The 12,148-nt window shown below is 71.2% G+C and carries 9 protein-coding genes; 8 read left to right on the top strand and 1 reads right to left on the bottom strand.

The window, feature by feature from the left end; all coding sequences use genetic code 11:
- The first annotated feature begins 124 nt into the window (after positions 1-124).
- The 7 genes from JMF90_RS07990 to JMF90_RS07960 all read left to right on the top strand — a co-directional run bounded on the left by JMF90_RS07990 (position 125) and on the right by JMF90_RS07960 (position 6,928).
- A complete protein-coding gene (locus tag JMF90_RS07990; RefSeq protein ID WP_027812956.1) occupies positions 125-793 on the top strand; it encodes an RNA polymerase factor sigma-70 in 669 nt (222 codons plus the stop codon).
- 85 nt (positions 794-878) lie between these two features.
- Positions 879-1,121: an MbtH family NRPS accessory protein gene (locus JMF90_RS07985; RefSeq protein ID WP_006476052.1), complete on the top strand. Its 243-nt coding sequence runs from the start codon at positions 879-881 to the stop codon at positions 1,119-1,121.
- A gap of 45 nt (positions 1,122-1,166) precedes the next feature.
- Positions 1,167-2,174: a TauD/TfdA family dioxygenase gene (locus JMF90_RS07980; RefSeq protein ID WP_054927803.1), complete on the top strand. Its 1,008-nt coding sequence runs from the start codon at positions 1,167-1,169 to the stop codon at positions 2,172-2,174.
- The gene (locus tag JMF90_RS07975; protein ID WP_053526398.1) at positions 2,174-3,022 is read left to right on the top strand and encodes an ABC transporter ATP-binding protein; all 849 of its coding nucleotides are present in this window, start codon (positions 2,174-2,176) and stop codon (positions 3,020-3,022) included. Before JMF90_RS07980 ends, JMF90_RS07975 begins: the two co-directional genes overlap by 1 nt.
- Complete coding sequence (gene fhuB / locus JMF90_RS07970; protein ID WP_054927804.1) at positions 3,019-5,109, top strand: Fe(3+)-hydroxamate ABC transporter permease FhuB; 2,091 nt, start codon at positions 3,019-3,021, stop codon at positions 5,107-5,109. The genes JMF90_RS07975 and fhuB overlap by 4 nt, the downstream gene beginning before the upstream one ends.
- The gene (gene fhuF, locus JMF90_RS07965; protein ID WP_054927805.1) at positions 5,106-5,906 is read left to right on the top strand and encodes a siderophore-iron reductase FhuF; all 801 of its coding nucleotides are present in this window, start codon (positions 5,106-5,108) and stop codon (positions 5,904-5,906) included. The genes fhuB and fhuF overlap by 4 nt, the downstream gene beginning before the upstream one ends.
- Positions 5,903-6,928 (top strand): ABC transporter substrate-binding protein, encoded by a 1,026-nt coding sequence (locus JMF90_RS07960; protein ID WP_054927806.1) that lies wholly within the window; start codon positions 5,903-5,905, stop codon positions 6,926-6,928. Before fhuF ends, JMF90_RS07960 begins: the two co-directional genes overlap by 4 nt.
- A 183-nt stretch (positions 6,929-7,111) precedes the next feature.
- On the opposite strand, the gene JMF90_RS07955 is transcribed toward JMF90_RS07960, so the two are convergent.
- Positions 7,112-8,857 (bottom strand): cyclic peptide export ABC transporter, encoded by a 1,746-nt coding sequence (locus JMF90_RS07955; protein ID WP_027812364.1) that lies wholly within the window; start codon positions 8,855-8,857, stop codon positions 7,112-7,114.
- 267 nt (positions 8,858-9,124) lie between these two features.
- On the opposite strand from JMF90_RS07955, the gene JMF90_RS07950 reads away from it, so the two are divergent.
- The coding region (locus JMF90_RS07950) for a non-ribosomal peptide synthetase (protein WP_201325025.1) at positions 9,125-12,148 on the top strand (3,024 nt) is incomplete at its 3' end.

Below are 12,148 nucleotides of genomic sequence, written 5' to 3'. Positions count from 1 at the left end.
GGCAACGATTCCGGCAATTGTTCAGACAAATCCCGACAACCGAAAGGGACATCCTGTAATCGGATTGAGAATGATTTGCGTTTACGTTAAATTGCGCTATCTCGGAATTTGACGGAGCAGATCGATGGCCATGGCGGAAGTGCTCGACCGACCGGCGGCGGCAGCGGCAAACCCGTTTCTCGGCAGTTATCCGGACCTGCCGCCGCGCGCCGCGCCGCGTGCGCGCCGGGCGTCCCAGCCCGCTGCGCAGGGCGCGCTGCTCGACGTGCTGATCTCGCATCGCGCGATGCTGGTCAACGTCGCGCGCGGCTTCGTCGGCTGCGCGAGCCGCGCGGAAGACGTCGTGCACGACGTGTTCGTGAAGCTCGTCGAATTCCCGAACCAGGACGCGGTGCGCCAGCCGGTCGCGTACGTGACGCGGATGGTGCGCAATGCGTCGATCGACGCGTGCCGCCGGCAAAGCCTCGAAAACGTCTATCACACGGAAGAGGACGACGGCTACGACGTGCCGTCGCCCGAGCCGACGCCGGAAGCCGCGCTGATGACGCGCGATACGCTGCGGCGCGTGTGGGCCGCGCTCGACGACCTGCCGGCGCGCAGCCGGGCGGCATTCGAGATGGTGCGGCTGCGCGAGGAGACGCTGCAGACCGCGGCGCGCGCGCTGAACGTGTCGCAGACGCTCGTGCATTTCATGGTGCGCGACGCGGAACGTCACTGCGCGGAATGCCTCGATGCGTGCCATCGCGGCGTCGCGTGCCCGGTGTTCCTGGGCGGCCGCGCGCGGCGGCGGTAAAAAAACGCGCCGGCCAACCGTCTATCAGACAGGAGCGGCCGAATTCGCCGCTTCGCCTCCTTCAACCGCCCAGCGATTTCCGATCATGACGCAAGCCCCGACGCCTTCCGCCGACACCGACGATCTCGTCTATACGGTCGTCATCAACGACGAAGAACAGTATTCGATCTGGCCGACGTTCCGGCCCGTGCCGGCCGGCTGGCGCGAGGTCGGCGTGAGCGGCCCGAAGGCCGACTGTCTCGCGCACATCGAGACCGTCTGGACCGACATGCGCCCCGCGAGCCTGCGCCGCGCGATGGACGGCGAGCGCGCGACGCGCGCGTCGTGACCCGTTGTGCCGCGTGTGCGGCGCACCACCTGAAGAGGACGTTGCATGACCCTGCTTTCGTTGCCGACGCTCGACGACCTGCGTATCGAGCCGGGGCTGCCCACCGTCGTGTCGCCGCGCGGCAGCGACGGGATGTCGATCGACGACGTCGCGCCGCTGGCGCGCGAGATCGCGGCCGACACGCTCGAACGGGCGGGCGGCGTGCTGTTCACGGGCTTTCACGTGCCGTCGATCGACGCGTTCCAGCAATTCGCGGCCTCGTTCGGCGATCCGCTGATCGGCTATGAATACGCGTCGACGCCGCGCAGCCAGGTCGAAGGCGCGGTCTACACGTCGACCGAATACCCGCCGCACCGCGCGATTCCGCTGCACAACGAGCAGTCGTACACGCGCGAATGGCCGCTGCGGATCTGGTTCCACTGCGCGCTGGCCGCGCCGAAGGGCGGGGCGACGCCGATCGCGGACAGCCGCGCCGTGTATCGCGCGCTCGATCCGGCGCTCGTCGCGCGCTTCGAGAAACGCGAGCTGCTGTACGTGCGCAATTTCGGGCAGGGGCTCGATCTGCCGTGGCAGCAGTCGTTCGGCACCGACGAGCCGGCCGAGGTCGAGCGGATGTGCGCGGCGCGCGGCATCGAATGTGCGTGGCGCACCGACGACGACGGCGAGCTGCTGCTGCGCACGCGCGAACGCTGCCAGGCCGTCGCGCGTCATCCGCGCACCGGCGAGCGCGTGTGGTTCAACCAGGCGAACCTGTTTCACCTGTCGGCGCTCGACGACGACATGCAGGAAGCGCTCGTCGACGCGGTCGGGCTCGAGAACGTGCCGCGCAACGTGTATTACGGCGATGGCGAGCCGCTGGAGGCGGATGCGCTCGCGCAGATCCGCGGCGTGCTCGACCAGCAGCGCATCGTGTTCCCGTGGCGCACCGGCGACGTGCTGATGCTCGACAACATGCTGACCGCGCATGCCCGCGACCCGTTCGAGGGGCCGCGCAAGGTCGTCGTCGCGATGGCGCAGAGTTACACGGTCCCGCGCGACCGAACGGAGGATTGATGACGCGTAGTACCGCCGCGCTTGCCGCGCGCGGGCTGTCGGTGGGATATCGCGACCATGTCGTGATCGACGGGCTGGACCTGTCGATCGCGGCCGGCCGCGTAACCGCGCTGTGCGGACCGAACGGCTGCGGCAAGAGCACGCTGCTGCGCACGCTTGCGGGCCTGCAGCCCGCGCGTGCCGGCCATGTCGAAGTGAACGGCCAGCCGCTCGCGTCGTTTCGCCGTCGCGCGCTCGCGCGCGAGCTGACGATGCTCGCGCAGTTCAACCAGATTCCGTCGGGCCTCACCGTGCGCGAGCTCGTCGCGTACGGACGCTATGCGTACGGAGGCTTCCTGCGCGGCCTGTCGCGCGCCGATCAGGCGGCGATCGACGAGGCGCTCGACACGAGCGGCCTCGCGGGCGACGCGGAGCGCGACGTCGGTGCGCTGTCGGGCGGCGAACGCCAGCGCGCGTGGATCGCGATGGCGCTTGCGCAGCAGGCGCCGATCGTGCTGCTCGACGAACCGACGACCTATCTCGACATTCATCACCAGCTCGACATCCTCGATGCGCTGCGTACGCTGAACCGCGCGCGCGGCCTGACGATCGTGTGGGTGCTGCACGACCTGAACCAGGCGGCCGCGTACAGCGACGAGATCGTGCTGATGCGCGCGGGCCGCCTCGTCGCGCAGGGCACGCCCGACGCGATGCTCGACCCGGCGCGCCTGCGCGCGGCATTCGGCGTCGAGATGCTGAAGCTCGCGCATCCGCAGACGGGCGCGCCGATGTGCGTGCCGGCCTACGGGCCGTCGACCGACGGCGCGCCGCAGGCGGCCGGCGTGTTCGATCGGGATCTCGCCGTATGACGACGTTCGCGATGCGCAAGCGCCTCGCGGCGGCGGGCAGAGGGGCGACCCGCGGGCGGGCCGGCGCGATCGCGTTCGGCCTCGTCGCGTTGATCGCGCTGCTCGCGGCGCTGCGGATCGCCCCCGATCTGCGCGTGTGGTGGGACGCGGCGCCCGGCAGCGATGCCGCGTCGCTCGCGCACGTGTTCCTGTTCGACCTCAATCTGCCGCGCGTGGCGGCCGCGCTCGTCGCGGGCGGCTGCCTCGGCATCGCCGGCGCGCTGTTCCAGTCGCTCACGCGCAATCCGCTCGCGTCGCCCGACCTGCTCGGCGTGACGGGTGGCGCCCAGCTCGGCCTGCTCGCGGCGATGCTGGTGCCGGCGCTGGCGGGCGTCGCGACGGTGCCGCTGCTGTTCGTGTGCGGGCTCGTCGCGGCCGCGTGCGCGATCGTCGCGGCGGGCGGCTGGCGCGCGACGCCGTTGCGGCTCGTGCTCGCGGGCAGCGTATGCATGCTGCTGTTCGCCGCGCTGTCGACACTGGTGCTCGCGTTCTTCGAGCAGAACATCGCGGGCGCCGCGCTGTGGACCAACGGCAGCCTGTACCAGCCGGGCGCGACGGGCCTCGCGCTCGCCGCGCGCTGGCTCGTCGTGCCGCTCGCCGCGCTGCCGTTCGTGATCCGGCCGCTGAATCCGCTCACGCTCGGCGACGATGCGGCGGCCGCGGCCGGCGTGCGCGTCGATGCGACGCGGCTCGCCGCGACGATCGTCGCGGTCGCGTTCACGAGCGTGGCCGTCAGCATCGCGGGCCCGCTGTCGTACGTCGGCCTCGTCGCGCCGAACCTGCTGCGCCAGGTGCGTGGCGCGCGTGCGGCGCGGCTCGGCGTGCTGGTGCCGCTGTCGGCGCTCGCCGGCGGCGCGCTCGTGCTGGTCACCGACAGCGCGGTGCTCGCGTCGGGCCTCGACGCGACGCTGTCGACCGGCGTCGCGATCGCGCTGGTCGGCACGCCGTTGATGCTCGCGATGATCCGGCGCGGCGCCGCGTGGTCGGGCGTGCTGCATGCGGATGCCGAACGCGCGGCGGGTGGCGGCTCGACGCGGCTCGTCGGCTGGCTCGAACGGCTCGGCTGGCCGCTGCGCACCGCGTTGTTCGTCGTGGCGGGCGGGCTGGTGGTTTTCGTCGGCGTGTCCGCCGGCCCCGAATGGCTGTCGCCCGCGCGCTGGTCGGCGGCGCTGTCCGGTCACGATGCGCTCGCGCGGATGCTGATCGACCTGCGCATGCCGCGCCTGCTGTGCGCGTTGCTCGCCGGCGCGTTGCTGGCGGTCAGCGGCGTCGCGATGCAGAGCGTCGTGCGCAATCCGCTCGCGGGCCCCGAAGTGCTCGGCGTCACGCAGGGTGCGGGGCTCGTCACGCTGTTCGCGTTGTCGACGTGGCCGCTGATGGGCCACGTGACGCTGGCCGCCGCCGCGCTGATCGGCGGCGGGCTGTCGCTCGCGATCACGCTCGCGCTGAATCACCGGCATCGCTACGCGCCGCTCGCGGTCGCGCTGACCGGCATCGTGATCGGTGCGTTGTGGACCACGCTCGCGCAATGGCTGATCACGCAGGAAAGCGTGCAGCCCGCGCGCTTCGTCGTGTGGCTCGTCGGCGGCACGTATGGCCGCAGCTGGGGCGAGGTGTCGATGCTGCTGCCGTGGTGCGTGCTCGCGGTGCCGGTGTTCGCGTGGCTCGCGAAACCGCTCGACATGCTCGCGCTCGGCGACGACCAGGCGGCTGCGCTCGGCCTGCCGGTGGCCGCGCTGCGGCCGCTCGCGCTGACGATCGCGACGCTCGCCGCGTGCGCGGCCGTCGCAGCGGTCGGGCCGGTCGGCTTCATCGGGCTGATGGCGCCGCACGTCGCGACGATGCTCGGCGCGCGCCGGCATCGCACGCGGCTGTGGCTCGCGGCGGCGTGCGGCGCGCTGATCCTCGGGTTTGCGGATCTCGCGGCGCGCACCGTCGTCGCGCCGCGCGAAGTGCCGGCCGGCGTGCTGACCGCGCTGATCGGCGCGCCGTACCTGCTCGGTCTGCTGATTCTCGAGGGGCGCCGCGCCCGGCGCGCGGGGCGATGACGCCGGCGCTCGACGGCGCGCGCGCCACGCGCTTTTCGGCGTTCGCGCCGGAACCGTTCGCCGAGCACCTCGACGTCGTCTGGCTCGGCATGCCTGACGATGCGCATGCGCCGGGCCGCGTCGTCGTGCCCGTCAGCGCGTTGCCAGCGCATCGCGACGCCGTGCTCGGCGCGATGGTCGACCATTACGGCGGCGATCCGGCGCAGCATGCGCGCGCGCTGATGTCGCAATGGAGCAAATATTATTTCGGCCGCGCGGCGCCGGCCGGCGTCGTCGCCGCGCTGACGCTCGGCCGGCCGCTCGACATGACGCCCGAGCGCACGTTCGTCGCGCTCGACGACGGTATGCCGGCCGCGCTGTATTTCGCGAGCGACGCGCTCGGCGCGCCGTGCGACGATCCTGAGCCGCGCTATGCGGGGCTCATCGCGCATCTCGGCGCGGTGATCGACCTGCTCGCGGCGATGGCCCGCGTCACGCCGCGCGTGCTGTGGAGCAACGCGGGCAACCTGCTCGACTATCTGCTCGATACGTATCGCTCGCTGCCGTGCGCGGCCGATCCCGTGGGCGACGCGAACTGGCTGTTCGGTTCGACCTGCGTGCGCGGCGAATCGAATCCGCTGCGCCAGCCCGTGCGCGATGCCGTGCCGCGCTCGCCGCTGCTGCCGACGCCGTTTCGCGCGCGCCGCGTGTGCTGCCTGCGCTACGAAATTCCTGGAGAAACGCAACTGTGTGGAAGCTGCCCCCTGCTACTGACGATGGACGACGCGGCGCTGGCCGAGCAGGACGCGATCCGGTGACGCACGCCGGCCGCCGGCACGCGCTCGGTGCACTCGCGGCGGCGTTCGGCGCCGCGTGCTGCGGTGTGTTTTCCGCATCGGCGGCGGCCGCCTCCGTGGCCGGGGGCGCGGGCGGTTCGCAACGCGCCGTGTCGCTGGCCGGCAACCCTGTCGTGTCGCAGGCCAGCGCGAAAATGCCCGTGCGGCCGCAGCGCGTGGTCGCGCTCGACTTCATGTTCGCGGAAAGCGTGATCGCGCTCGACCTCGTGCCGGCCGGGATGGCCGATACGGCGTTCTACCCGGGCTGGCTCGGCTACCGGAGCGAGCAGCTCGCGCACGTGACCGACATCGGCTCGCGGCAGGAGCCGGGGCTCGAGGCGATCGCGGCGGTCAAGCCGGATCTCATCATCGGCGTCGGCTTCCGGCACGCGCCGATCTTCGACGCGCTCGACCGGATCGCGCCGACGATCCTGTTCCAGTTCAGCCCGAACGTGTCGGAAGACGGCGTGCCGGTCACGCAGCTCGACTGGATGCGGCAGATTTTCCGGACGATCGGCGCGGTGACGGGGCGCGACGCGCGCGCGCAGGCGGTCGAAGCACAACTCGACGCCGGCATCGCCCGCAATGCGGCGCGGCTCGCGGCCGCGGGCCGCCACGGCGAGCGTGTCGCGCTGCTGCAGGATCTCGGCTTGCCCGATCGTTACTGGGCCTATACGGGCAACAGCACGTCGGCGGGCCTCGCGCGGGCGCTCGGGCTCGAGCCGTGGCCGAAGAAGCCGACGCGGGAAGGCACGTTGTACGTGACGTCGGCCGATCTGCTGCGGCAGCGCGACCTCGCCGTGCTGTTCGTGACCGCGTCGGGGATGGACGTGCCGTTGTCGGCGAAACTCGATTCGCCGGTGTGGCGCTTCGTGCCCGCGCTGAAGGAACACCGGATCGCGCTGATCGAGCGCAACATCTGGGGGTTCGGCGGTCCGATGTCGGCGCTGAAGCTGGCCGACGTGATGACCGACACGATGTTGAAGCTGCCGGCCGTGCGTTGAGCGCGGCGTGCTTCGAGCAGCAGGCGATGCCGCGTTGACGGGCAGGGCGTCGTGATCGGCCCGACGACGCGTGGCTTCCGCCATTCCTTTTCGCCACACGTCAGCCACATTCCCCGCTGAAACGACAATCGCCGGCACACTGCCCATGCAGCGTGCCGGCGATTTTTTTGAGCAACTGTCGGGTTACGCGCTCAGCGCATCGACGCCATCCTGTGCACGCAGGCGTGCCGGTTGCGTGTCGCTGACGATGCGCCCGTTGTCGAGCTTCAGCAGACGATCGGCGAGATCGAAGTAGCGGTCGTCGTGCGTGATCACGATCACGGCCTTGCCGCGCGCGCGCAGCTCCGGCAGCAGTTGCTCGTAGAACACGGCCTTGAACGACGGGTCCTGGTCGGCCGCCCATTCGTCGAACAGGTAGAACGGGCGATCTTCCAGGTACGCGACGACGAGCGCGAGCCGCTTGCGCTGCCCGGTCGACAGCGCGCGCGTCGAGAACGCGCCGTCGACCACCTTCACCTTGTGATCGAGCGCGAGTTTCGCGACGAGCGCGTTCGCCCGCGCATCGGCCTGCGCACGCGACGGATCGTCGGGGTCGACGATGCCGAGCAGCGCATCGAACAGGTGGAAATCGTTGAACACCGCGCTGAAGCGCTGCCGGTAGGCCGCGCGCTCGCGCCAGCCGATCGTGCGGCCGTCGACCTCGATCGTGCCTTGTTCGGGCTCGTACAACCCGGTCAGCACCTTCGCGAGCGTGGTCTTGCCGCTGCCGTTGCCGCCGACGATGAACACGAGCTCGCCCGGCTTGATCGTCAGGTCGATCGGCCCGATGCTGAACATCCGTTCGTCGCGTTCGTGGAAATACGCGTGCGTGACGCCGCGCAGCGTGACGGCGCCGGCCGGCGGCACGTCGGGCGCATCGGCCGCGGGCGGCACCGTGCGCAGCGCGCCGAATTCGGCCATCACGCCTTCGATCCGCCCGAGCGACACGCGCGCCGCGTTGACGGTCGGCAGGTTGTTCAGCAGACCGTCGAGCGGCACGAGCATGAACAGGAACACGACGACGTAGCCGGCCGCCGTGGCTGGATCGGCATGCACGCCGAGCTGCGGCCAGAACGATGCGACGCCGAGGAACACGTAGAACAGGAAGATGATCCAGCCGACCCCGACCGCGTACGCGCTGAACGCGCGGCGGCGGTGGTCGCGCACTTCGCCGATCGCGGCGCCGAGCTGGCCGTCGACGAACTGGCGGGCGCGCGCGTCGTGCAGCTTCAGCTCCTTCGCGCCGGAGAACAGCGAGCCGAGATAGCCGAACAGGCGGTCCTGCGCCTGGCCGGCGGCTTCGAGCGCCGCGATCGCGCGGCGATCGCCGGTGTGATAGCCGAGCGAGCCGGCGATGATCGCGGCCAGCGCCAGCAGGCACACGGGCCACGACAGCCACGCCAGGTAGCCGAGGCAGCCGAACACGATCGAGCCGTGCATGACCAGGTTCGGCAGCGCGAAGAACAGCATCGACACGTTGGTCGCGTCGTCGGTCAGCACCGACTGCACGGGCGCCGCGCCGATCCGCTCGATGTCGCGCAGCTCGGCCGCGCCGACGCGCCGCGCCAGATGCACGCGCAAGCGCGCCATCGTGTCCTGCGACAGGCGGGCGAACAGCGTGCCCGACACGATCCGCGTGACGAGCGCGATCACCGCGCACAGCGCGAAGCGCCACGCGAGTGCCGCGTCGGCGGCGCCCGGTTGCGACAGCGCGCGGTTCAGCGTCGCGACGAGCAGCACGCTCGCGACGCCGTTCAGCACGCACGCGGTGAGCGCCAGCGTGAGCGACACGCGGCTTTCGCGCAGCAGCGCAAGGATCAGGCGCGCCGCGGGGCGGCCGGGGGAAGCGTCGAGGGACGGCGGGGAAGAAGGCTCGTGGGCGGCTGTCATCGGCAACGTCGGTAAAGGGAAGGCAGGCAATAACGCGGAAACGGCAAATCTGACGCGAAAGCGGCGGGGCGAGCCCCGTTCCGGCTTTCCTCCCTGATAGACGAACGGGCCGCGCAAATATTTAGTCCCATCGGCAAAAAAAGCGGCCGCACGCACTTTGCGCGCAAAACGGTAAAAAATCGGCCGCGCCGTTCGTCACACCAGTGAAGCCGCCCCAAGCGGCCCCGAGACTTGGCCGAAGCGGCCGGACCGAAGGACTTCATGCACATGACGAGTTTCCCGACTGCGCTGCATCACCGAATCCGCGAACTGGCGCGCGTCGCGCCCGACGCGCCCGCCATCGCGGTGCCTTTCCAGAACGACCTGCGGCTGTCGCGCGGTGCGCTCGATGCACGTGCATCGCAGCTCGCCCGGCAACTGCGCGCGGCCGGCGTCGGCGCCGAAGTGCGGGTCGGCGTGTGCGTCGAGCGTTCGGGCGAACTGTTCGTCGCGCTGCTGGCCGTGCTCAAGGCCGGCGGCGTATTCGTGCCGCTCGATCCGCGTCATCCGGCCGCGCGCCTCGACTGGATCGTGCAGGATGCGCAACTGCGGCACGGCATCGTCGACGCCGCCGGCCGCGCGGCGCTCGGCACGCCATTCGAACACGCGTTCGACGTGACGGCCGAAGCATCGGGCGTCGCGCAGGATCACGGGTTCGATGACGACACTGTGAATGTGCACCCGCGTTCGGCCGCCTACATGATCTATACGTCGGGCTCGACCGGCACGCCGAAGGCGGTGGTCGTCGAGCACGGGCCGCTCGCCGCGCATTGCGACGCGCTTGCTGCCGCGCTGCCGATCGAGGCCGGCGACCGTCTGCTGCATTTCGCGTCGGTCAACTTCGACGCCGCGCACGAATGCTGGCTCGCGCCGCTCGCGGTCGGCGCCGGCATCGTCGTGGCGCCGCCGCAGCCGTTCGCGCCGGTCGACGCTCACACGCTGATGGTGCGCGAAGCCGTGAACGTCGCCGCATTTCCGCCTGCATACCTGCGTGAATTCGCGGCCGTCGCCGCGCGCGACGGCGTGCCGCCGGCCTTGCGCGTGCTCGCGTTCGGCGGCGAAGCGCTGCCGCAGCAGGCATTCGAATTCGTGCGCCGCACGTTCCCGGTGGTGCGCCTGATCAACGGTTACGGGCCGACCGAAGCCGTGATCTCGCCGATGCTGTGGCCGGTCGAACCGGGCGAGACGCCGGTGCTGGCCGCGGACGACGCGTATGCGTCGCTGCCGATCGGCCGCGTGATCGGCCCGCGGGTCGCACGCATCGACGGCGCCGAAGCCGATGGAGTGGGCGAACTGCTGCTCGGCGGTGTGTGCGTCGCACGCGGTTATCACGGCCGCCCGGCGCTCACGGCCGAACGTTTCGTTCCCGATGCGGACGGTGAGCCCGGCGCGCGCGTCTATCGCACCGGCGACCTCGCACGCTTGCGCGACGACGGTGCATACGATTATCTGGGCCGCCTCGACGATCAGGTCCAGGTGCGCGGCGTACGCGTGGAGCCGGCGGAAATCGCCGCGTGCCTGCGCTCGCATCCGGCCGTGGCCGATGCGGCCGTGATCGCCGACACCGCCAACGGGCCGACGCGGCTGATCGCGTGCGTCGCGCTGCGCGCGGCGGCCGACGATGCCGCGTTGAAGGCGCACGTGGCCGCGCAACTGCCGGCCGCGTGGCAGCCGCACCGGTTCGTGCGTTGCGATGCGCTGCCGTACACGCTGAACGGCAAGCTCGACCGTGCCGCGCTGCGCGAGCGGATTGCCGCCGCGCGCGACACGTCGCCAGCCGCCGGCGATGCGCCGCGCACGCCGACCGAACAGCAGATCGCGGGCCTCTGGCAAACGCTGCTCGGCCTCGACGTCATGCCGTCGCGCGACGATCGTTTCTTCGCGCTGGGCGCCGATTCGCTCGCCGCGATGCAGTTGCAGGCCGCGATCCGTGCGGCCGTGCGCGTGAATCTGCGGCTCGATACGCTGTTCGCCGATCCGGCGCTCGCCGAGCTGGCCGACACGGTCGATCGCGCGGAACGCGAAACCGGCGAACCGCTGGTCACGATCGCCGCGCGCCGCGCACCGGCCGATGCCGCCGCATCGGGCGCGCCGTACGTCGATCGCGCGGCATCGCTCGCGCAGCAACGTTTCTGGGTGCTCGCGCAAACGCGCGACGCCAGCGCCGCGTATCACATCGCCGCACACTGGACGATCGACGGCGTGCTCGACCGCGACGCGCTGCAGCGAGCGCTCGATCACGTGATCGGCCGTCACGAAGCGTGGCGCACGACCCTCGTCGACAACGACGACGGCGTCGTGATGCAGCGGATTCACGCGCATCTGCCGGTGTCGATCGCCGCGGTCGACCTGCGCGATCAACCGCCGGCCGCCCGCGACGCGCAAGCCGCGCGTCTCGCCGAGCGCGACGCAGCCGAGCCGTTCGACCTCGCACGCGGCCCGCTGCTGCGCGCAACACTCGTTGCGCTCGCCGACGATCGTCACCGCCTGCTGCTGACCGCGCATCACGCGATCACCGACGGCTGGAGCTCGCGCTGCGCGTTCGACGAACTGTCGGCAGCGTACCGCGCGTATGCCGAAGGCCGCGAGCCGTCGCTGCCCGAATTGCCGATCCAGTACGCCGACTACGCGGACTGGCAGCGTGACATGCTGGCCGGCGGCGAGGGCGAGCGTCAGCTCGACTACTGGCGCGGCGCGTTGCGCGACGTGCCGGGCCCGCTCGCGCTGCCGGTCGACCGCCAGCCGGGCGCCACGCGCACGCTGCACGGCGCACGTGTATCGGTGCGTCTGCCCGATGCGGTCGCGGCCGACGTGCGGCAACTCGCACGCGACGCGCAAGCGACCGTCTTCACGGTGCTGCTGGCCGCGCTCGACGCATGGCTGTCGCGCCTGACCGGAGAAACGGACGTCGTCGTCGCGGTGCCGGTCGCGCATCGCCAGCGTCCTGAAACGCGCGCATTGCTGGGTCTGTTCCTGAATACGGTCGCGCTGCGCGTACGCGTGGCGCCGACGCTGCCGTTCCGCGCGCTCGTCGACGCGGCGCGTACCGCGGCGCTCGACGCGGTCGCGCATCAGGACGTGCCGTTCGAGCGCGTCGTCGACGCGGTGAAGCCGCCCGTCAAGCGCGGCGATGAATGGCTGCGCGTGAAGTTCGCGCAGCAGTTCGACGCACGGCACGACAGCGTGTTGCCGGGCGCCACGGCGGTCGCGACGCCGGGGCCCGATCTCGCCGCACGCTTCGACTTCGCACTG

It is taken from the genome of Burkholderia sp. E168m23, from assembly GCF_016586125.1.
Classification (GTDB): Bacteria; Pseudomonadota; Gammaproteobacteria; order Burkholderiales; family Burkholderiaceae; genus Burkholderia; species Burkholderia orbicola.
The sequence above is the reverse complement of the archived record's forward strand: the minus strand, read 5'-3'. Positions and strand labels throughout refer to the sequence as shown.